Below are 21,894 nucleotides of genomic sequence, written 5' to 3' on the forward strand. Positions count from 1 at the left end.
TTCCAATATCTTACTAAATTACCTTATTTCATACATTTTCGTAGTTCTATATAAAGAACATAAAATGAAAGAAAAAGAGAGTAATGGTTACTCTCGGCTCTCTTTCTCTTTTAATGCTGAAATGACATGATCAAGTGCTTTGGAATCAACGTTGAACTTTTTACCTAATGCTTTTTGTTTCTCGAACACTTTTAAATAATTCTTGCTGAGCTTCGCCCTTTTCGCTGAAGTTTTCTCGCCTTCTTTTTCAGCATTGAGCTTTTTCATTTGGGAATTCAAGGATTCCAGTTGCTTGCGCAGCTGTTTTGTTTCTTCCTGATCTTTAAATGTGGTACCAGAGACCGCTTTCTTCTCAGCCTGCATGGTTTGTTTTTCGACCTTAGCTTTTTCACCGGCCCAAACGTGAGAAGCACCAAGGGCTCCTGCCAGGACAGTAAGTCCAGCCAAACTGATTACACTCCATTTTTTCATATTTATACCTCCATAGTCTTAATGAAGATAGTTTATGAGAAATAGCCGTCTCTCTTGATTCAAAAGACGGCTATTCTTGGTTATTCTGTAATTCCTACCTGGTCATGAGCTGAAATAACAGCTGATTCTTCAGCACTTCCTTCTCCATACAAATCAACGGCAGACTGGATGAGCGCATGGCGTGAATCAATAAACGTGGAATTGGGTGTCAAATAGGTGGTTAATGCACGGTAATAAATTTGCGCAAGCTTCGGTTTTCCAATTTTAATACCGGTTAAATACGCGGCATGGTTAATGATGGAAGAATTGATGTGCACTCCGCCGTTATCCAGGTTAAGCGGCAAGTTGTAGTATTCGTCCATATGTTTGGGATACATGCCTTTTCCGTTGCCGTATGGAACATAGTCCGCTTTGACCGGATACTTGTCAGGCTTGCTTAAGCTGCGAAGCGAAGGACGTCCGTCAAAAATAGCCGCAGGAGCCATTGCATCTTCTCCCACTTCCCAATCATCCTTGTCAATTAACGTTCCAAAAATATCGGAGAACGCTTCGTTCAATGCTCCAGATTGATTTCGGTAAATAAGACCTGCGGTGTTCGTTGTTACCCCATGTGTCATTTCATGGGCAGCTACATCCAGTGCAGCAGACAGCGGTATGAAGAAGATGTTGTCTCCGTCACCATACGTCATCTGTCTGCCATTCCAAAACGCATTGTTGTAATTCTCACCATAGTGGACCGAGGAAATGATTTCTCCGCCTTTTCCGTCAATGGAGTTGCGGCCGAGTTCATCCTTGTAGAAATGATAAACCTGTTCGGAATTGTAATGTGCATCTACTGCAGCAGCATCATACTTTTCCCTGAATGAAGCATCATTCCCGGAATATAACGTTCCCGGCAGCGGAACAGTTCTTGAATCCCACTGGTTTTTAAAATCATACGTAGAAATTGCTTTTAGGCCAGGGTGGGAAATGTCTTTCAAGAAGAATTGCTGTCCATTCTCTCCACTTGTATGAGAGATATGTAATTGTTTGCGCAGGATGCCCTTTATTCCAATCCCATTGCCGGTGCTTGGTGTGAGTTCACCTGCATCCATAATTCCATTATACTGGTCAATCACTTTTCCCGTGTTGGCATCCACAAACACAAACCAGTTGCCTGGCTGCTTTCCAAGGAAGTTCACATTGACCTTATAGGCAGTATAGTGTTTTCCGTTATGATAATAAACAACCAGTTCGCCAGTAGGATCATACTCCAGAACGTCCGGTGCATTGACCGCTTTTTTTGCGGTTTTTACTGCGGCATCTTTGGAAACGGAAGGAGCCGTATCAAGTGGAGCGGACTCCAACTGGTCATTATAGTAGCCCGTTACTCCTTGAACTTCACCTGCTTGGGAATAGTGGACGGTAACTTCCGCCCCCTCAACTGGTACACCGTTTTTGGTTTGCTGAAGGCGTACGTGTGTCATGCCCAGCTTATCAGTTTCGATTTGCTTTTGTTTGAATGAACCTTCAGGATTTTTCATGCCGAGTTTCTTCTTATTTATTTGTAAATAAGAAATGGCATTCGCTTTGTTTTTTGCTTTGAATTTCTGTGACTTAAGACCTGTCGCAAAAATAGATTCCGCTTTGCCAGCCTTTACTTGCGATGACAAGGTGTCCTTGGTTTTGGACTGGGCTGCTGCCGATGGAGAAGAAACAAATGGTGAGGTAAGGAGTGAAGCAGATAAAAGCATAGGAATGACAACTTTTTTCTTCAATAGAATCCCTCCTGTAAATTGTATTACCATTTTAGTATAGTAGAGTAAAAGAGAAGAAAAAATAGACTGATATTCCTATTTTGTATATTTATTCCAATTAGTCTTCTTATTAATATTTAAGTTATTAAAGCTTTGTGAGCAAAACAAAAAAGAGCCAAATCCACATAGGGACTTGGCTACTCAATGAGGGTATTTCATTAGGGGGTGTGTCAAAATCTTGTTCCCAACGATTATAGATTTATCTTACCATAGCACATTAATAAGTCAACGCTTTTATGCACTAAAAGAAAAAATGGTAAGAACGTCTCGGTTGTCTATCCTTCAACCGTTAAAATGTTACTAAAGCATAGTCATATTTTCGCTTTAAATATTCTGTGCATTCGGTGATAAAAGGTACCTGTGCACCTTCCAAAAGAATATTGATTACGGGCTCCCGCTCTCTGAATAGATGAAAAAGAGCTTCATAGTTTAATAATCCTTTCCCCAATTCAATAGCATTGATACCGGCCTCGGTCTCCAAAGAACACATCTTGTAGTTGTCAGTATGGTAAGTAAAACAAGAACGAAAGAACAAAAAGAAAGGCTGACAAAACAAGACAGCCTTCTGTTTTTTTAGTTTTTCAAACTGAATAATGCACCACTATCATAGGGTAATCCATTTACAGTAAGTTTACGGTGTTCCTGATCCGGGACGATAAATGACACTTCGTTAAAAGGTAATTCATAGGTTCCTTCCTTATGGATGGTAATGGAAATCTGTTCTTCCGTTACCTGTGTTTCTACTGTTAAAAATGCAAAAACGTTTTGATATTGATTGCTGATACCATCGTCCTCATAGCATTTATACGAACTGACTCCGTTTCCCTTTTGAGGGAAAAGCAAAAAGGCTCTTTCATCCTTTTCTTTCGTTTCAAAGGTTACTTCGGCTTGATTAACAGGTATAATGCTTCCCGCTTTTGCAAGTAATGGTACATAGCTTAAAGGCGCAGGAATTGTAACATGCTGACCTCCCTCGTACCATATCCCGGTATGCAGGTCATACCATCCTTCCGCATGTTGTGGCAGGTAAACCGAACGTTCACGCTGATTCTTTTCAACCACAGAGGCAACCAGAAGGCTGTCTCCGAGCATAAAATCATCATTTTCTTCAAACGTCGTATCATCATGCTCAAAATCCCAAAATGTCGGCCGGATAATGGGCAAATGAGAAGCATAAGCCTCATAGAGTGACGTATACAAGTAAGGAATGATCTTGGTCCTGAACTTAATGAGTTCACGTATTTCAGGAAGGACTTCCGGATACATCCACGGTTCGTTTACCGTCTCATCATCATTCCACGAATGAATCGTAAACCTCGGATGTACAATACCGTTTTGAATCCATCGCACAAAAAGCTCGGGTTCAGGTGCAGGCCCGGAGAAGCCTCCTACATCATGGCCAAAATTATAAATACCCGATAAGCTAAGTCCAATGCCCATTTTGTTGTTGAATTTAATCGTCTTCCAGCTGGTGCGGTTATCTCCCGTCCAGGTTTGAACATAACGGTGCATGCCTACACAGCCTGATCTTGAGATCAAATAGGGACGCGTGTCCGGATGAAATTCCTTTTGAGCTTCATAGGAAGCTTTCATCATAAGAAGAGGCTGAGCCGCACGGATCACATCAAAGTCCATGGTTTCACCAAATCCATCACAGCTGGCGGATTGACTCCAAATTTCAAATTCATTATTGTCATTCCAGGTTGAATCAATCCCATATTCCATCAGTTTCTCCTTGACTTGCTGTTTCCACCAGTCATAGGTTTCCCGTTTGGTAAAATCAAGATATGCTCCAGTTTCATCCCAAAATTGAGCAATTTCCGGCTGTCCTGTTACTAGATTTTTGATGAACATCTCTTTATGCTTTAATTCATCAAACAACGGATGATCATGCAGCAAACAAGGCTTGATGTTGGCACAGAGCTTTACGCCTTGTTCATGGAAATCTTTTGCCATTTTTTGAGGATCAGGAAATTTGGAATCATTCCAGTGAAACACATAGCGCTTATCCTCTATGGATGTATAGCCGGAAGACAACTGAAACGAATCGCATAAGATATCATGCTCTTTGCAAAGCTCCAGAAACCGGTTGAGTTGCTCCTGAGCATTTGGAGCATCCGTATAACTCATCGTTGAGCCTGAATAGCCCAAGCTCCATTTTGGAGGAAGAATTGTTTTTCCTGTCATCCACGCAAATTTTCGAGTCACATCTTTAACCTGAGGGCCAGCAATGATGTAATAATCCAGGTCGCCCTTTTCTGCTTCATAATACCGGTAATACCCATGGTAATTATCCAGCTCAGAACCCATTTCAAAAATCGAATTGGCCAGATTATCATAAAAGATTCCAAAAGATAATCCCGTTTTCTGATTCCTGGTAATATAAAAGGGAATATGCTTGTACAGCGGATCTGTAAATTCTGCATCGTACCCCATCGCATCAATCGTCTGCATGCGATAGCGTTTACCGTGCTTGTCCACATAGCCGCTTTTTTCGCCAAGTCCAAAATACTGTTCTTCGTGGTCACGGTTTAAATAGTGAGCCGGTCCATTTAGCCCCAATTCATAATGATACGCCTGGGTTTTCCGGTCACTCGCCAGAGGAATCCAATCTCCCCCCTGTCGAAAAAACCAGTTCAGTTTAAATCCATCCAGACTGATTGTTAATTTTAGTCTCTTTGTTTTGACTGTATATTCTTCTTCCGCGAATTCAAACGTGTATTCCGGCAGGGAAAAGCCGCTCGTTTCCATGCGGTCGCGGCCCTCTGTTGGTACGTCAACCAAACCGGGCGCCACGCTCCACGTTTTCTTCACTTGCAATTTATCGTCCGTGACAAATAGCACGCGAATGATGTCTTCTTCCAGTATCATAATTTTTACTTCTATATGATCCAGTTCCGATTGGAAATGCAGGATATTGCTTTCTTCTTTCACTAATGTAAAGGAATGTTTGACTAAAATACTCATGATTTCAACCCGCTTTCTCTTTGATGCTTACAGTCCAAATAGTTTTGGCAATGCCAAGCTGACTTGTGGAATAAATGTAACGATCATTAAGACAAGAATGATTACGGCATAAAAAGGCAGTAGTGGCTTTACCACATGTTCAATTTTCACCTTTGCAACACTGGCTCCGACAAATAAAGCACTCCCTACCGGAGGAGTAATGTTTCCGATGCAAAGGTTAAACGCCATCATGATTCCGAAATGAACCGGGTCCATTCCAAACGAGGATACAATCGGCAGGAAGATCGGCGTGAAAATAAGGACTGCTGGCGTAATATCCATGAAGGTTCCGATAATCAATAAAATCACGTTCATAATCAGCAAGATGATGATTGGATTATCTGTTAAGCTTAACAATCCCTGACTGATGGCTTCCGGAATACCGGTAAACGACATGACCAGTGATAAAATCGTGGACGTGCCGATGAGAAGCATAATGACCGCTGTCATCCCCACCGTTTCAAGCAGCATATTCGGAAGCTGCTTCCACTTGAACGTGCGGTAAATCATCGACAAGACTAAAGAGTAGGCCACCGCAATCGCCGCTCCTTCTGTCGCTGTGAAAATACCGGCGATGATCCCGCCAAGTACAATGACTATCAGCAATAAACTGGGAATAGCCTCCCAAATGACTTTTAAGCCATCTTTTACAGTGATCCGCTGGGAAACCGAATACTTTTTCTTTTTGGCAATCACATATGCGACCATCATGGTGGCAATTCCCCAAAGAATTCCCGGAACATAACCGGCCATAAACAGAGCGGCAACGGATGTGCCACCGCTGACAAGCGAATAGATGATCAAAAGGCCGCTTGGAGGAATCAATAAACCTGTCGGAGCTGATGCAATATTAACAGCAGCAGAGTAGGTTTGGTCATATCCTTCTTTTTTCTGAATGGGTGACATTACACCGCCAATCGCGGCGGCTGCGGCAACCGATGATCCTGAAATGGAACCAAACAGCATATTGCCCATGACATTCGTATGGGCCAATGATCCCGGAAGCCGTCCGGATAACAGTTTGGCCACATTAATTAAACGAAGCGCAATCCCGCCGTTGTTCATAATAATTCCAGAAAGGATGAAAAACGGAATGGCCAGAAGCGCAAAACTATCAAGACCGGTTACCATTTTCTGTGCCGATGTAAACACGGCAACATCAAATGGGAACAGGATCAGCATCGTCGCAATGGATGCACCGGCAATGCTGATGGCAATCGGCACACCGATAAACAACAAAATGAAGAAGATACTTAATAAAAGAATTCCTGCAGTTAACGTCATAGATTTACTCCTTTCTACCCGTGCAGCTGGGTTACAGATTCTCCGTCCATTTCTTCTGAATACAACTCTACTTTTCGTTTTACAACGGCTTCATATATATTGATTACGCTATAACTGATAACAAGGATACCGCTTACAGGAAGCGACAGATAAATGTATCCCATCGGAATACCCAATGAAGCTGAGGTTTGGGCCATCGTTATGTTTACCGTCATAATCCCGCCAACGACCATAACAATCACAGCGAATAAAACAACCAATATTTCAATGAGTACGCTCATCCTTAGTGCTTTTTTAGGCGAGAGCTTTTCTATAATAAATTCAATGGCGATATGCTTTTTATTACCGAACGCATAGGCTGCTCCAAGCATCGAAACCCAAATCAAAGAATAGCGGAGCAGCTCTTCAGAAATCGTGCTTGGTGAATTCAATACATAACGTGTGAATACTTGCCAAATGGCTACAATCACCATAAAACCCATGATGGTGCATGTAATAAATGCCAACACATGGTCCAGCTTCTTTTTTACATTATTCATCGCGCAGATCCTCCCTTCTAGTTTCCTGTTCCTTCTGCCCTGATTTCTTTGTAATAGCGGGCCGTTGCTTTCTTTTTCGCAAATTCTTTATGCAATGGCTCTACCGCTTTTTTAAACGGTTCTTTGTCCGGTTTATTAAATGTGACATTCATCTTTGTTTTGGCTTCTTTTGTTGCTTTGTCAATCGCTTTTTCCCACACTACTTTGTGAAAGGCAGTGGATTCTTTGGCGGCTTCTGTGATAGCTTGTTTTTGCTCTTTACTCAATTTCTCCCACTTTTTATTGTTCATGATGAGGATATCCGGCACAATGGCATGTTCACTGTATGAGTATTGCTTAGCTACCTGGCCGTGGTTGTTATCTGTTAAAGCGGTTTCATTATTTTCAGTACCGTCAATTACGCCTTGCTGCAATGCGGTGTACACTTCGCCAAATGACATTGGGGTAGGTGATCCCCCCATGAGTTCAATCATTTTAATGGATGTGGCACTGGGCTGTACCCTGATTTTCAGCCCTTTTAAATCCTCAGGCTTCATGATGGCTTTATGTTTGGTATAGAAATTCCTTGTCCCCGCATCATAAAAGGTAAGCCCCCTGAATCCCACATCTGTTGTGGTTTTATAAATATCCTGAACAATACTGCTGTTCATTACCTTATAAAATTGATCTCGGCTGTCAAATAAATACGGAAGACTGAAAAGTGAATATACCGGTGAAAAGCTTTCCAGTGCACTGGCACTCACTTTTGCAAAGTCAACGGCACCAGTCTGTGTTAATTCAATCACTTCTCTTTCAGATCCAAGCTGACCGTTTGGATAAAGCTTGATTTTCACTGTTCCGTTCGTTTCCTTTTCTACCAATCTAGCGAATTCGACGAGTGATTTATGTACTGGATGTGTTTCGCTTTGATTGTGGGCCAACCGCATGGTAATCGTCTGATCTTCACTTTTTGCTGTCGTGCTGCATCCGGAAAACACGGATAGAATTAAAGCGCATACAAAAGTGATTGATATCCAAGTTTTCAACGGTGAACCTCCTTTGTTCATCATTTTATTGAAATCCCCCTTTACATAATGGTTCAAAACTGACAGCGTTTGCAAAATCAAAAAATAACAACGTTGTTATTTTTTGATTTAAGGATTTACTTCTTTGCCAGTTCAAATATATAATCGTATTAACAACGTTGTTAATGACCAGTATAAGCGGTATTCTGAAAATTATCAACATTGGATTTAAGGAGGACTGTGATGAGTGTTACCATAAAGGACATTGCACGAGTTTCCGGAGTAAGCTATTCGACCGTATCAAAAGCACTCAATGACAGCTCTCTGGTCAAACCCGAAACGAAACGAAAAGTGGTAGAAACGGCAAGAGAATTAGGGTATACCCCAAATCTCTCCGCAAAGAACCTGGTGTCGAAAAAAAGCCGGACCATCGGTCTTGTCTGGCCGGCAATCGATCGTGTGGCTCTCACAGAACTGGTAGCTAAAATCAACGAGATCGTTACCGAGAAAAATTACTTCATGATCCTGTCGGTAAACTCTGCCGACCATGCGGTAAAAATGTTTGAAAGTTTTCAAGTAGAGGGCATTCTTTTATTTGAAGGAGGAATTGAAAATCAGCTCCCACCTCTCTTCTCTTCTTCCGTACCGATTCTAACGTATGGAGTGGCTCGAGGCGGCCATCCTTATCCGATTGTGGATGTCAACCATAAAAACGCCATTCGTAAAGCAGTTGATCACCTTGTCTCATTCGGCCACTCGAACATTCATTATATCGGGGAAAATTCTCATGCCGATAAACGGCAGTACGAAAAATGGAACGGCTTTCTAGAAGCAATGGGCAAAGCTCATCTTCCTGTGAATCAAACGGATACAAATGGGTTGAGCTGGTATGACGGATACCTGGCCGCACAAAAAGTGCTTCAGCAGGAATCCCTGCCCACCGCTTTGATCAGCGGGAGCTATGACATCAGCATTGGTATCCTGCGAGCGGCAAAAGAACATCATCTACGGATTCCTGAAGACCTTTCTCTTGTTTCGTATGATAATATCCCGCAAATGGCCAGCTTGGAAACCGCGTTAACAAGTGTAGGTGTTCCCATTGAAACACTGGCTCATACGATGGTCGAATCGCTTCTTTCTCTTATTGATTCCAAAGACACCGCTCATTTTACCAAACGGTTGGAGCCGGAAATACAGATTAGAAAATCTACATCACCTGTATAATTCTTTTTTTACCAAACGGGCTGTCCAAGAAGTCTGTAAGCCGTTGATTTTCGTTCCAGGCCCGCTCGCTTTCCGCGGGGCGTGCGGTGAGCCTTACCGGCGTGAACGCCTACCTTTTGGCGCAAGCGCCTGCGGTACCGGTGCTAGCACCTCATTAGTCTCACCTGTCACACAAGTCCCGCAGGACAAGTAACGCTGCGGCAGCGGTGCATCGCACGAAGAAAATGTGATTTTCATTTTCGAGGATCTCGCACCTTCCACTACAATCAACTTTTCATTGAAGATTTTTTACGCAAAAAGGGGATGCCTGAAGGTCAATTTTTGACTTTCAGGACAGCCCCTCTTTTTTTATCTCGAGGTTAATTTAATTTAAAATTCAGTAAATTTTTAACTCAATTATCATACGACTTTACTATTGAGTTATACCGTATATAAAAATCAGAATAATCTAAATTTACTATTGTAAGCACTTTCAATCGATGTTAAAATTCAAATACCAGTAAAAAATTTAGTAAAATTCTATTTCGTTTTGAGAGGATACTCTATGGCTACCATAAAAGAAATTGCTCAAAAATCCAATGTTTCCACCGCTACTGTCTCTCGGGTGCTAAATAATGATGATTCAATAACCGTATTGGAGGAAACCCGGCAGCGTATCCTGCAAACAGCCAAAGAATTGGGATATCAAACATTGCATGAGAGGCGAAGACAGCAGACACAAGCGAAAAAATCTGCTCCAAGCATCGGAATCATTGCCTGTCAAACCGTGGAAGAGGAGCTGAACGATCCCTATTTTATTTCCATCCGCCAGGGCATTGAAGAAGAATTGTATCGTCAGGGAATCAGCAGGGTCGGCAGCTACCGTTTGAATGATATGCTGACCGTCCCTCAAGAGTTTCCCGCAATCGACGGTCTTCTGGTAATCGGACGCTTGGGAGAGGATGTTTTGAAGCAGGTTTCTCAAAAGATTACTAACATCGTTTACTTAAACTATGTTCCTGATGAAGAACTCTATGATTCTGTGACTGTAGACTTTGAAAAAGCAACGAAAAAAGCCCTCAAGCATCTCATGAGCCTTGGACATTACAAAATCGGTTATATTGGTGGTGTTGAGCGGGAGCATTTACAACGGAAGAAAGTAATTTCGGAGGACAAGCGGTTGACGACGTTTGAAAGCATGATCAAGAAAGGCGATTTTGAAGGGAATGATGCGATTTACATCGGGGAATACACCATGTCATCCGGATATGAACTCATGAAAAAAGCCATTCAGAAAAAGAAGCATCCGAAGGCATTTTTTATTGCGAGTGATCCCATGGCCATTGGTGCATTGCGTGCCTTGCAGGAGGCGGGACTATCCGTTCCTTCGGATGTGGCGATTGTTGCATTTGATGATATAGAAGCCGCCAGATTCTCCAATCCTCCCCTTTCCACCGTTCGAGTGTACACCAGGGAAATGGGGCAAACCGGAGTTAAACTTCTTATGGACCGCATGAGCGGCAGGAAACTTCCTGTTAATGTGACTCTTCCGACTTCGTTGGTCATCCGGCAAAGCTGCGGCTCTCCATTAGCTGTAAATCCTTTTAAGGAGGTGGTTCAATAAGGTGAGATGAAGCAATAAAAAAGGCGAATTCGCAAAGAAATGACCGATCTAGTCATCGGAAGGAGTGACTGCCATCACACACTATTTCTTGCGAACCGCCCGTACTCCCATTCCAAGGAGCAACTATAAATTATATAGTAGCCCCTGATTTTGTGCAAACATTGCTTTTGTTTGTCTGGTTGATTAACCAAAAAATTTGAGGGGGAAATTCTTTTGAAAAAGTTAGGTAAAACATTGCTTTTGTCCTCTGCTCTTGTGCTCGCTTTAAGTGCTTGTAATAAACAGTCGAGCTCCGGTGAGGACGGAAACGTTCAATTAACGCTGTTCTCCACCGTCACCAATGAATCGGATAAAGCCGCGCTTACCGATGCAATCAAGGAATTTGAAAAGAAAAACCCAAACATTGATATTAAGGAAAACTACCCGGCCGACAAATACGAGGGGATGCTTCGTGTCAAAATGGCGGCAAACGATATGCCGGACTTATTCGATACCCATGGCTGGTCAAAGGACCGATATGGTGAATATGTAGAAGATCTGCAGGATATGAAGTGGGTTAAGGATCTGGATCCCGCCATGGATAACATACTTAAGGATCAATCGGGAAAAGTTTATGCCTACCCATTAAATCAGGCGAAAGACGGGATTACATACAACGCGACCCTGTTGAAAAAATACGGAATCACCCCGCCTTCCACGTTTGATGAGTGGATGAGCGCCATGGAAACGGTCAAAAAGAAAAGCAAGGGTGAAGTCACGCCGCTTTGGTTTGCCGGTTCCGATAAAAGTTCATTCGGACAATATTTCGACCAGTTCGCCACTCCTCTCCTTGTCACTGACAGCAAGCATGATTATCGAAAAGAACTGCTGAACGGCACATTCAAGGACTGGTCTAAATTTGATTTTCTGCCAGAAAAGCTAAAAGAAATGCAAAAGAAAGGCTTGCTGAATAAAGACGTTCTTACCGCCCAAAACCAGCAGATGACCGATTTGATGGCACAAAACAAAATCGCATTTGTCATTGGCGGCGGCTTGCTTGGTCCATCCGTCAAGGAGCTGAACCCCGATGTGCAGCTCGGTGTCATTCCGATGCCGGTCATCTACAAAGGCGATCAACCGAGCTGGATTGGCGGAGAACGGCATACCCTGGCTGTTTGGAAGGATTCCGAACACAAAAAGGAGGCAAAAAAGTTCATTGAATTTCTTTCACAGCCCGAGATGGTCAAAAAGATCGCTGAAGCGACCTCGCTGCCTGCCGGCCTAACAAACGCCAAAGCAGATAATTACTTTTCCAAAGACTATGAAAAATATAAAGATGTAAAAGTTGAACCGTATTTTGACCGCGTTTACCTCCCTAGCGGCATGTGGGATGTACTTGGAGCATCCGGACAAGAGCTGTTATCGAAATCGATGACCCCTGACCAAGTGTCAAAGAAAATCGGTGAAGAATATAAACGATTGTACAAACCGAAAAAGTAAGTGGCTTTTTTCATCCGTGAGTTCAAAAGGAGCTGAAATTCATGAATACCGCAGTCGGTGTGAAAAAGGAGAAAGCGGCACTTGCAAAGGTTAACAAACGCACGAAGCATTCTTCACAGTCCTCTCTTTGGTGGATGTATTTACCCGCCCTTGCTCTTGTCGCCTTTTTCATTCTTTATCCGTTCTTGAATGGATTAAAAATATCATTAACCAATTGGAACGGTTTTTCGCAAACCTATGATTTCGTCGGCTTAAAGCAGTACAGCCGTTTGTTAAAGGACCCCGATACCTGGCTGGTCGTTAAAAATACACTGCTTTACGGCTTGGGAAGTACGCTGTTTCAAAATATTATAGGCTTATTGTACGCATTATTGCTGAACCAAAGCATTAAGATAAGGGGTCTAACACGAACCGTCATTTATTTGCCGGTTATTATCAGTCCGTTGATTATGGGCTACATTTGGTACTTTTTCTTCGCCTATCAGGGCGGCGCATTGAACGATATTCTTATAGCCATGGGGATGGAAAAAATCAATGCATTGGCTAATCCAGAGGTGAATACCTGGCTGATCGTTTTTGTGAATACCTATCAATTTGTTGGCGTGGCGATGATTATCTATCTTGCAGGTCTGCAAAGCATTTCCAAGGATTATTACGAGGCGGCCCAGCTCGACGGCGCTTCCGCTTTTAACCAGTTTAAGAATATTACGCTTCCACTTTTAATGCCTTCCATCACCATTAACATTGTCATTAATGTGATCGGCGGCTTGAAGCTATTTGATGTAATTGTTTCGCTAACAGGCGGCGGACCGGGGAATGCCTCTCAATCCATGTCCACCTTCATGTACGATTTGTACTTTAATCGGCAGGATGCCGGTTATGCAGCGACGGAAGGTGTGCTAATGGCGGTCATCATCCTCATCATCAGCCTCTCTGCCCTGCTCTTCTTTAAACGCAAGGAGGTTGAAGCCTGATGGTGAAGACGTACCGGAAACCTAAGCTGTTTTTGTCAGTCATAGCCTTAATCATCGCCCTGTATCACCTGGTCCCTTTCTATATCCTGCTTACCACTGCATTCAAGGCGAAGGGTGATTTTAGTTCAAAATGGATGTTCCCTAAACAGTTTTCTTTTGAAAACTTCAGTGAAGCCTGGGAAATGGCCAATTTGGGACAGTCTTTATGGAATACCGTTATCATTACGTTCTTTTCGGCGGTGCTTCTCATCATTGTAGGCTCGCTCGCGGCCTATCCGCTTGCACGCCGTACCACAAAGGCAAACAAGCTGGTTTATGTCTTTTTTATCGCGGTAATGGTTATTCCTCCGTTAACTGCATTGGTGCCTCTTTATCAATTGGTCGTTGATATTGGAATGATGAACACACGTACCATTGCTGTGCTAAATAACGTTGCCGCTTATCTGCCACTGGCTATCTTTTTATATGCAGGTTTTATCCGATCCACCATACCCAAGGAATTGGAAGAAGCGGCAAAAATGGATGGAGCGGGTACACTCTCCATATTTTTCAGAGTCGTGTTTCCCTTGTTGAAACCGGTCACCGCTTCCATTCTCATCATCTCTTGTGTATACATTTGGAACGATTATCAATTTGCGATTTTCTTCCTTCAAGCTGAGGAAGTGAAAACCATTACCGTTGCCTTATCCAGTTTCTTCGGACAAAATACAAACAACCTGAATCTTGTGGCTGCAGCGGCTATTATGGCCGTTGCTCCCATGGTTATCCTCTTCCTCTTGCTGCAGAAACACTTTATCCAGGGTCTGGCATCCGGTTCTGTAAAAGGATAAGAAAAAGACAGAGACGAAATGTCTCTGTCTTTTAAGTCCCGCTAATTGTTGCTTTCAGCTTTAAAACCTCCAGTGTGCGTCGTCGGTTTTTCAGCACCCAGTTTGTAGCATTTTATATTTTAGTTTTTATATGTTTACGGCAACTCCATTCTGGTATATATGGGACATACTCTGCAGAACAGGGTTCACCATTTGTAATTTCAAATGACTTGCTGGATAAATTCATAATGATCGAAAAAACGGTATTGCTGGCAGCCATTCTTCCTAGATCAGTGGGAATATTATTACCATGCCGGCATATAGAATCGGGATAACCATGATGGTCAGCCAAAATAGATTTAATGCGGTTCCAATTCATTTTTTCTGAACTATTATTCAAAAGCTCTCTACAGCGCCATAATCTCAAATACGTATCCGGAAACTTTACTCTTCCGGTATCAACCACTTTCAGTTGGCTACTTGTAAAATGATTGGTATGGCACAGCATGCCTTCATCAGGGAAGAGGACATCAAAATCTGTGCTTGTGGATTCAACATTAAAGGCGCTTCCCTCACCGTCTGCGATTAAAAAATTCGCTGCAGTTCCTCTCTCTGCTCTTGCAATTTGGCCTATAGCTTGAGAAATGGAGCTGCTGTTTAATATCCCCCGGAGAATGATATGAATAGGAACACCGCGCATAGTATTATGCTCTGGGCCAAGCAGGTTTAAGCAAACTCCTAGTCCTTCACTGTTCAATCCGATTTTTCCTACAATTCCCGCCTCGGTTGCCATAAGAATGTTCGGACGGGGTGTCTGGTCGATTTCAAGCAGAATAACACCCGGATTTATTTCTGGACTCCAGTCCCAGTTTTGTGCTAACCATGTCTCCCTGCTTTCAGTAGCTTTAGGCACAAATGCCATGCTTGTACAGCCATCAGAGTTTAATAGAATTTCACTGCGGGCGTTTAATGCCATGATATCCAGCAGATGCTGCCCAGAACCTTCGCTGATTCCAATGATTTCATCAAGAATTTCCTGATCGTATTCTGCAATGTTTTGAATATATTGCTCGGCAAATTTTCGCGCCTCCGACCAGCTGATGTTGCCCATCTCAAGTAAGATCTTTCTATAAGTTTCAATGTTATGAATGATGTATTCTCCGGCTTTTTCGCCAATCCTTTTGCCCCGTTCATTGGGAGAGCCTTGAACCCGAATGAGAGGAAATGTTTTCATCGGCTCACCCTGGCAGGATGCTCCAGCTGTTCATTCTTAAATAAAATCTGTCCGTCGATCATGGTCAGCTGAACACCTAAATCTTTTATCCTTGCTGGATCGATCGTTAACAGACTGTCACTTAATACAACAAGATCAGCCAGTTTCCCGGCTTCTATACTTCCTTTCCTTTCTTCGTCAAAACTCGCAAATGCTCCATTGATGGTATAGCACCGGAGAGCTTCCAACACATCCACTTTTTGTTGTTCTCCCACTTCCTGCCCTGTTTTTGATTTCCGGTTGACAGCAGCATGGATACCCAGCAATGGATTAACAAAAGTAACTGGGGCATCTGAACCGAAGGCGGCAACGATTCCCAGTTTCTGATAGTCACCAGCAGGATACATGACATTTATCCGCTCTCCATAGTATTCCTTGTATACATCTCCGTTTACATACATGAATACCGGGTTTGGAATTGGAATGACTTCAAGCTCTTTCATTCTTTGCTGCAAATCTGGCGAAGCGATCCCGGCATGCTCAATTCGATGGCGATGATCGGTTCGAGGGTATTCCTTCAGCGCTTTTTCAATACAATCGAGCAGCATCTCAATGGCACGGTCTCCCTGGGCATGGGCTGTAATCTGGAAGCCTTTTTTATGAGCACTTCCCAAATAACGGTCCAGATCTTCCTGGCTGTAATATATAATTCCGCTGTTGTTTGGATCACTTGTATATGGCTGGCGTGTCGCTATGGTTGGACCCGTACTGCTCCCATCAGTAAACAGCTTCACAGGCCCAAGTTTAAAATAATCATCACCTAACCCGGTAACCGTTCCTGCTTGTACCATTTGTTGAACAAAATCATGAGAATTTGTTAACGAACCCATGATGGCATAGACCCGGACCCGGATATCCTTGTTCCGGACCGCTTGTTCCATAATACGAAGGGTTTCTGAGCCCTCGCCATATGCACCGGCATCGTGAATACTTGTTATTCCCTCTTTGATAAATGCATCAGAAGCCAGTTTCATGGAGTTACTCAGTTCCTCACTGCTGTAACGCGCAACTTTAAACATTTGCATATGAGCATTTTCAATCAGCTTCCCTGTAAGCTGGCCATGGGCATCTCTTTCGATAATGCCCCCTTCAGGATCAGGTGTATGTTCGTCCAAGTTTGCCAGCTCCAACGCTTTGCTGTTGGCAATGCACATATGATTGCACGTCCGGATGACGAGGATGGGATGTTCCGTCGATATTTGATCCATTTCCTCACGTGTGGGAAACCTTTTTTCATCTATCTCCAGCTGATCAAAGCCCCAGGCTCTTACCCATTTTCCTTTTGGTGTTTCTTTCACTTTCTTTCGGAGATCAATAAATATGTCCTCAAGGGAATGGATGTGGGATTCAATACAGCTTACACCCAAAAGGTTTGTCCCATAAATCGTAAGGTGCAAATGTGAATCAATGAACCCTGGAATCAACGATTTCCCTAGAAGGTCAATGACTTCTGTTTGTTCTCCAATGTATGACTTTATATCGTCGTTTGAGCCCACTGCAGCAATCACGTTTTCTTTGACGGCAACGGCTTGCTGTTTCGAGTTGTGCTTATCCACCGTGAGTACTTCCCCGTTTATAAAAACAACATCTGCTTTCATATTCTCATCCCTCTCTTTTTAGAAAACTGCTGTTTTCCACTCCTTCTAGCGGAGTAGACGTTACGGCCAATGCTCTGGTAATGAAGCTGACGGCCAGCATGACAATGACGTTAATGATTAAAGCGATGAACCCAAGACTAATATCATTGATTACATGGGGAATGTGGGGAAGGAACGTGCTGATTTTAATTTCTTTTGCTGTAACGTAGAGAACCAAAAGAACACTGATGATAATTCCTGCACCTGCTCCGTACTTGTTTACTACATTCTTTCTAAACAGACTAAAAAACAAAGATGGAGCCAATTGTGTAACCAGACTGTATGACATGATATTCAACATCGCCAGTGCCTCTCCTCCCGTTACGGTTAATACCAATGCTGCACAGGAGATTAATAGAATGAATAGTTTTGAAACCCTCAATTGTTGTTTTTCTGTTGCTTGCGGGACAAGCACATTATAAAAACTTTTGGTGAGCCCCACCGACGCGGCCATAAGCATGACCGATGCCGGGACCAGCGCTGTCAACAAACCGGCAGCTCCGATTAATCCAATCATCCAGGGATCAAAGGTTTGGATAGCGAGTCTCAATAATGACAAATCACCATCAGCGCCTTGCAAGCCAGGGATCTTGAGCACAGCCGCAAACCCAATAAAAAATACAAACAACAGCAGAAGTGTATACAACGGCAAGGTAATCGCATTTTTTCGAATGGATTTCTCGCCGTTTGCTGACAACACGACGACAAATGAATTAGGCAGCAAATAAAATCCCAATGCATTCAACAATACAGTAGATATAAACCAGGCAGGACTAAGTCCTTCCGTAGACAAGGTCAACATCTCTGGTTTTACTGCCTGGATATTTTCAAACATCGGCTGAATACCGCCAAAATAATGGAAAGGAATGTAGATTCCAAGAAAAATAACGATCGCAAGAATCATAAAATCTTTGATCAATGCTGTCCATGCTGATCCATGAATACCGGAAACCATTACATAGATGGTCACCACCACAGCTCCAATGATACTTGCTGCCAAAGGTGGAATGGCCCCATAAGATGCTTCTCCAACAATAATGCCCAACCCTTTGAACTGAATCACAATATAAGGGACCAGGGCCATGCTGCCCACAATGGCTACGATAATCCCAAGAACTCGGCTGTTGTACTTGGAGGCGAAAAAGTCCGGCTGCGAAATAATGTTGTGATCTTTCGCATATCGCCAAACTTTAGGCGCCAGCCAGTAGGAAAGAACATAAGCCAGGAATATGTATGCAGGAACATAATAGGCTGCAGCACCCTTGGAATATGCCCAGCCGCTGCCGCCGAGGAATGTAAATGTCGTATAGACCTCTCCAGCAATAAGCAAAAATATGAACAACGTTCCAAATCCTCTGCCGCCAACTGCAAATTGTTCCATATTCATTTCTTTGCCTCTTTTAGCCCGTATACCAAGATACAATGAGAACAACAGGAACAAAAGAATGATCAGCAATGCACTGTTCATTGGCTATCCCTCCTTTGGTTCTCAGGATCCAATTTGTAAATCACAGTCAATAGAATAGAAGACAATACCATCCAAAAAACAATGTAGAACAGTAAAAAAGGCAATCCAAACACATAAGGTTCAATCCGGTTGGCTACGGGTATGAATCCCAGCAGACCAATAAAAGGAACAAAAAGAAGTAGCTTTACTGATTTCAAACAACAACGCCTCCCTCTTTTAATTGATATAGTTTAAAAATTTCAAATTTTTAAACTAATCCCCATTATAACTTTTTGTACTTAAAAATTCATTGGACAAAGTGTAAGTGTTTTTTCTTGTTTTATTAACAAAGTGGTAAATGTTTCAATAAAAAAAGCTGCCCTCAGGCAGCTTTTTTGCGTATTTACCTTTGAACTGCAGCTTTTTCTTTTTGATTAAGATTACGGTTAATTACTCTTTTCTCCGATCCAGGCATAAACACACTCAAGACAATAGAAAGAGTTAATCCAGCCATCATGAACCCGCCGAATACCCAAGGTGAAGGACCGAATGATTCAGCCATAGCTCCCCACATAATCGGGCCAAACCCTGCAATGGCTGCAGCAACCTGATAGCCTACAGACAGGCCCGTATACCGTACATTGGCGGGAAACAGCTCCGAGAACAGCGTCCCCTGTGTGGCAAAGATTGCCCCCCACAATACGCCAAGCATGATAGCCTGCATCAGATATAACCAGCCGGCACCTTCATCAATGACCGAAAAGTAAGGAACAACAAGGAGAAACATGAACACCAAACCGCCTATGTAAATTAATTTACGGCCAATATAATCGGATAAATACCCAAAGACCGGGATGGATACCAGCATTGTTGCACACCCGATTGTAAGTGCCGTCAATGCAGTGTCACGGGAATAGCCGAGATACACGGTGGCGAAAACGAGCAAATAAGACATGGAAAAAACATTAAAGAACCCATCGCCAACCTTTAAACCAATGGCACGGAGAACATTCTTCCAATCCTTCCTGAAGGTTTCAACAATCGGCACCGCTGCAATATTGCCGATTTCCTTTTCCTTTTTAAAGGCGGGAGTTTCTTCAATTCCGCTTCTTACCCAGATGGCCAAAGCAATAAGAATGCCGCTCAGCAAAAAGGGAATCCTCCATCCCCATGCCATAAACTGACTGTCGGTTGTCAGATAACTGATCAACGTTAAGCTGAATGAACCTGTAACCAGACCAATCGGAACGCCCATTTGCGGAATAGAGCCATATAGCCCGCGCAAGCCTTTCGGTGCATACTCCGTTGCCAGCAAAATCGCTCCTCCCCATTCACCTCCAAGAGCAATTCCCTGAATCAGGCGAAGTGCGACGAGCAATATCGGTGCCAACAACCCAACCTGCGCATAGGTAGGGAGTACACCAATCAGCATTGAGCTGCCGCCCATGCCAATTAACGTAAATATCAAGGACGCTTTTCTTCCGATCCGGTCTCCCATATGACCAAAAATAATACTTCCCAGGGGTCTTGCAGCATACCCTGCTCCAAAGGTTAAAAAAGCAAGCAAAAGAGAAATAGACGGATCATGTGAAGGAAAATAAAGTGTTGAAAAAACAAGACCCGTAGCGGTACCATACAAATAAAAGTCATACCATTCAATAACCGATCCGGCCAGACTTGCGAACAAAATTCGGCTTTTTTTCATGATGCATGCTCCTTTGCTTATGTTATTGTTATAAAGAGTAATTCTTTGAAAAGTGGCCACGAAGCTCTTTTTTCATGATTTTCCCATAGGCATTCTTGGGCAACGAGTTTACAAAATGAATAGCTGATGGTTTTTTATAGCTGGCTAAATATGCTTTGCAATACTCCTTTATTTCCTGCTCTGAAAGACTCTGCCCTTCTCTTAAGACAATGGCGGCACAGACCGCCTCGCCCCATTCCGCATCCGGAAGGCCAAATACACTCAGTTCATCAATGTTAGGATGCTGTAGCAATACCTCCTCCACTTCACGCGGATAAATATTGTTGCCTCCACTGATGATCATGTCTTTCGTACGGTCCAGTATGTACAGAAATCCTTTATCATCGATATATCCGACATCTCCTGTATAAAGCCAGCCATCTTTTACGGTTTTTTCAGTGGCTGACTGATCATTCCAATAGCCTTTCATGACCAAATCTCCTTTAACGGCTACTTCTCCGATCTGCCCGGCAGGTAATTTATCATCTTGATTAAAGACAGCAATTTCAACTCCTGTCCGGGCTGTTCCCGCGGATGATAATACGGCCTCGTCTCCCAGCTGGTGCTGTTCCCGGTTTAAACCGGTAATGGTCATTGGGCATTCTCCCTGGCCATACACTTGGGCAAAAATCGAACCAAAGGAATGCATAGCCGCTTTTAAATCCTCCACATACATCGGCGCACCACCGTATAGGACGCACCTAAGACAATCCAGCCTATATTGCTTTTTCACATCCGAATCGGTTAACCGCTTCACAATGGTCGGGGCCAGAAACGGCAAAATGCTCACTTTATGCTTTTCTATAAGCTCAAAAACTCGTTCAGGCTTAAAGTTGCTTGACCCCAAAATAACCTGGGTTCCCCCTTGCGCGATAAGAGGCAATGCATATAAGCCGGATCCGTGGCTTAATGGAGCGACATGCAAACCAATGTCACGGTGACTGAAAGGATACAAATCAGTACACAAACTAAGGACCATAAGCAGCAAATTACGATGAGTCAGCATAGCTCCCTTAGGGCGGCCAGTGGTTCCGGAGGTGTAAAAAAGCCAGGCCAAATCATCTCCATTAACAGTGGCCGTTTCTTCATCCTTCTTCCCCTGGCACAAAAGGCTTTCGTAGTTTTGATCGAATGAAATAAGCTGATGTGCTGATAGATTATCCTTCATTCCTGCAATTTGTTCCTGATACATGCCATCATAAAACAAGCCGGAAACTTTACTGTGGTTTAAAATAAACAGGACTTCATTTTTATGGAGACGAAAGTTCAGCGGAACAACAACCAGGCCTGCCTTCCAAACCGCAAACATCACTTCAAGGATTTCCGGCCGGTTGGGAGAAAGAATGGCAACCCGATCTTCGGGTTTAAAGTTATTTCTCAATACATGAGCCAATCGATTAACCCGATGGTTCAGCTGTTGAAATGTTAAAGTTTTTTCTCCATAAATAATGGCATTATGATCCGGATAAGCCGCTGCAGATTTGCTTAACAAATACGCCAGATTCATCGCTGTCATTCTTCACTCTCCTTTCACTTTGATAGCGGTTGCATAAAACGGTATCTCCCATAACGATCATTTCCCTCCTTTAAAGATGAAGTTATCA

The 21,894-nt window shown here is 43.1% G+C and carries 17 protein-coding genes; 5 read left to right on the forward strand and 12 right to left on the reverse strand.

Translation table 11 applies throughout. From position 1 onward, the window contains the following. Positions 1–87 precede the first annotated feature (87 nt). The 6 genes from QNH15_RS13410 to QNH15_RS13435 all read right to left on the reverse strand — a co-directional run bounded on the left by QNH15_RS13410 (position 88) and on the right by QNH15_RS13435 (position 8,121). Positions 88–471, reverse strand: coding sequence for a hypothetical protein (locus QNH15_RS13410; protein WP_283895370.1), 384 nt, complete (start codon positions 469–471; stop codon positions 88–90). An 80-nt stretch (positions 472–551) separates the two neighbouring features. Then, positions 552–2,228, reverse strand: coding sequence for a M4 family metallopeptidase (locus QNH15_RS13415; protein WP_283895372.1), 1,677 nt, complete (start codon positions 2,226–2,228; stop codon positions 552–554). Positions 2,229–2,840: 612 nt separating this feature from the next. Next, positions 2,841–5,234 carry a glycoside hydrolase family 31 protein gene (locus tag QNH15_RS13420; RefSeq protein ID WP_283895374.1) on the reverse strand — a complete coding sequence of 798 codons (2,394 nt, stop codon included), beginning with the start codon at positions 5,232–5,234 and terminating at the stop codon, positions 2,841–2,843. A gap of 27 nt (positions 5,235–5,261) precedes the next feature. Next, a complete protein-coding gene (locus tag QNH15_RS13425) occupies positions 5,262–6,557 on the reverse strand; it encodes a TRAP transporter large permease (RefSeq protein WP_283888874.1) in 1,296 nt (431 codons plus the stop codon). A gap of 14 nt (positions 6,558–6,571) precedes the next feature. Then, positions 6,572–7,096, reverse strand: a complete 525-nt coding sequence (locus QNH15_RS13430) for a TRAP transporter small permease (RefSeq protein ID WP_283888876.1) — start codon at positions 7,094–7,096, stop codon at positions 6,572–6,574. A 17-nt stretch (positions 7,097–7,113) separates the two neighbouring features. After that, positions 7,114–8,121 carry a TRAP transporter substrate-binding protein gene (locus QNH15_RS13435; RefSeq protein WP_283888878.1) on the reverse strand — a complete coding sequence of 336 codons (1,008 nt, stop codon included), beginning with the start codon at positions 8,119–8,121 and terminating at the stop codon, positions 7,114–7,116. A gap of 222 nt (positions 8,122–8,343) precedes the next feature. Between QNH15_RS13435 and QNH15_RS13440 the strand changes: the two genes are divergently transcribed. From QNH15_RS13440 to QNH15_RS13460, 5 genes are all read left to right on the forward strand, one after another. Continuing rightward, entirely contained in the window at positions 8,344–9,324 is a 981-nt protein-coding gene (locus tag QNH15_RS13440) for a LacI family DNA-binding transcriptional regulator (protein ID WP_283888880.1), read from the forward strand. 544 nt (positions 9,325–9,868) lie between these two features. Beyond that, positions 9,869–10,927: a LacI family DNA-binding transcriptional regulator gene (locus QNH15_RS13445; protein ID WP_283888882.1), complete on the forward strand. Its 1,059-nt coding sequence runs from the start codon at positions 9,869–9,871 to the stop codon at positions 10,925–10,927. Positions 10,928–11,140: 213 nt separating this feature from the next. Continuing rightward, positions 11,141–12,406, forward strand: coding sequence for an ABC transporter substrate-binding protein (locus QNH15_RS13450; RefSeq protein WP_283888884.1), 1,266 nt, complete (start codon positions 11,141–11,143; stop codon positions 12,404–12,406). Between the two features lie 134 nt (positions 12,407–12,540). Beyond that, positions 12,541–13,380 carry a carbohydrate ABC transporter permease gene (locus QNH15_RS13455; RefSeq protein ID WP_430667165.1) on the forward strand — a complete coding sequence of 280 codons (840 nt, stop codon included), beginning with the start codon at positions 12,541–12,543 and terminating at the stop codon, positions 13,378–13,380. Then, a complete protein-coding gene (locus QNH15_RS13460; protein WP_283888888.1) occupies positions 13,380–14,210 on the forward strand; it encodes a carbohydrate ABC transporter permease in 831 nt (276 codons plus the stop codon). The genes QNH15_RS13455 and QNH15_RS13460 overlap by 1 nt, the downstream gene beginning before the upstream one ends. Positions 14,211–14,322: 112 nt before the next feature. Here QNH15_RS13460 and QNH15_RS13465 read toward each other — a convergent pair whose 3' ends face one another. The 6 genes from QNH15_RS13465 to QNH15_RS13490 all read right to left on the reverse strand — a co-directional run bounded on the left by QNH15_RS13465 (position 14,323) and on the right by QNH15_RS13490 (position 21,806). Then, positions 14,323–15,423, reverse strand: coding sequence for a C45 family autoproteolytic acyltransferase/hydrolase (locus QNH15_RS13465; RefSeq protein WP_283888889.1), 1,101 nt, complete (start codon positions 15,421–15,423; stop codon positions 14,323–14,325). Next, a complete protein-coding gene (locus QNH15_RS13470; protein ID WP_283888890.1) occupies positions 15,420–17,060 on the reverse strand; it encodes an amidohydrolase in 1,641 nt (546 codons plus the stop codon). Before QNH15_RS13470 ends, QNH15_RS13465 begins: the two co-directional genes overlap by 4 nt. A 4-nt stretch (positions 17,061–17,064) precedes the next feature. Beyond that, entirely contained in the window at positions 17,065–18,567 is a 1,503-nt protein-coding gene (locus QNH15_RS13475) for a sodium:solute symporter family protein (RefSeq protein ID WP_283888892.1), read from the reverse strand. Further along, on the reverse strand, positions 18,564–18,764 hold the full coding sequence (locus QNH15_RS13480; RefSeq protein WP_283888893.1) for a DUF3311 domain-containing protein: 201 nt from the start codon (positions 18,762–18,764) through the stop codon (positions 18,564–18,566). The genes QNH15_RS13475 and QNH15_RS13480 overlap by 4 nt, the downstream gene beginning before the upstream one ends. 185 nt (positions 18,765–18,949) lie before the next feature. Beyond that, positions 18,950–20,251, reverse strand: a complete 1,302-nt coding sequence (locus QNH15_RS13485) for an MFS transporter (protein ID WP_283888895.1) — start codon at positions 20,249–20,251, stop codon at positions 18,950–18,952. Between the two features lie 28 nt (positions 20,252–20,279). Next, the gene (locus QNH15_RS13490) at positions 20,280–21,806 is read right to left on the reverse strand and encodes an acyl-CoA synthetase (RefSeq protein ID WP_283888896.1); all 1,527 of its coding nucleotides are present in this window, start codon (positions 21,804–21,806) and stop codon (positions 20,280–20,282) included. Between the last annotated feature and the right edge of the window lie 88 nt (positions 21,807–21,894).

Origin of the sequence: Fictibacillus enclensis, from assembly GCF_030123385.1 — a bacterium.
Lineage (GTDB): Bacteria > Bacillota > Bacilli > Bacillales > Fictibacillaceae > Fictibacillus_C > Fictibacillus_C enclensis.

Excerpts from the sequence above, each read along its gene's own strand:
- QNH15_RS13460 (WP_283888888.1), top strand. The coding sequence starts at position 13,380 with ATGGTGAAGACGTACCGGAAACCTAAGCTGTTTTTGTCAGTCATAGCC.
- QNH15_RS13465 (WP_283888889.1), bottom strand. The coding sequence starts at position 15,423 with ATGAAAACATTTCCTCTCATTCGGGTTCAAGGCTCTCCCAATGAACGG.
- QNH15_RS13440 (WP_283888880.1), top strand. The coding sequence starts at position 8,344 with ATGAGTGTTACCATAAAGGACATTGCACGAGTTTCCGGAGTAAGCTAT.
- QNH15_RS13485 (WP_283888895.1), bottom strand. The coding sequence starts at position 20,251 with ATGAAAAAAAGCCGAATTTTGTTCGCAAGTCTGGCCGGATCGGTTATT.
- QNH15_RS13470 (WP_283888890.1), bottom strand. The coding sequence starts at position 17,060 with ATGAAAGCAGATGTTGTTTTTATAAACGGGGAAGTACTCACGGTGGAT.
- QNH15_RS13490 (WP_283888896.1), bottom strand. The coding sequence starts at position 21,806 with ATGACAGCGATGAATCTGGCGTATTTGTTAAGCAAATCTGCAGCGGCT.
- QNH15_RS13420 (WP_283895374.1), bottom strand. The coding sequence starts at position 5,234 with ATGAGTATTTTAGTCAAACATTCCTTTACATTAGTGAAAGAAGAAAGC.
- QNH15_RS13445 (WP_283888882.1), top strand. The coding sequence starts at position 9,869 with ATGGCTACCATAAAAGAAATTGCTCAAAAATCCAATGTTTCCACCGCT.
- QNH15_RS13430 (WP_283888876.1), bottom strand. The coding sequence starts at position 7,096 with ATGAATAATGTAAAAAAGAAGCTGGACCATGTGTTGGCATTTATTACA.
- QNH15_RS13455 (WP_430667165.1), top strand. The coding sequence starts at position 12,541 with ATGTATTTACCCGCCCTTGCTCTTGTCGCCTTTTTCATTCTTTATCCG.
- QNH15_RS13410 (WP_283895370.1), bottom strand. The coding sequence starts at position 471 with ATGAAAAAATGGAGTGTAATCAGTTTGGCTGGACTTACTGTCCTGGCA.
- QNH15_RS13475 (WP_283888892.1), bottom strand. The coding sequence starts at position 18,567 with ATGAACAGTGCATTGCTGATCATTCTTTTGTTCCTGTTGTTCTCATTG.
- QNH15_RS13425 (WP_283888874.1), bottom strand. The coding sequence starts at position 6,557 with ATGACGTTAACTGCAGGAATTCTTTTATTAAGTATCTTCTTCATTTTG.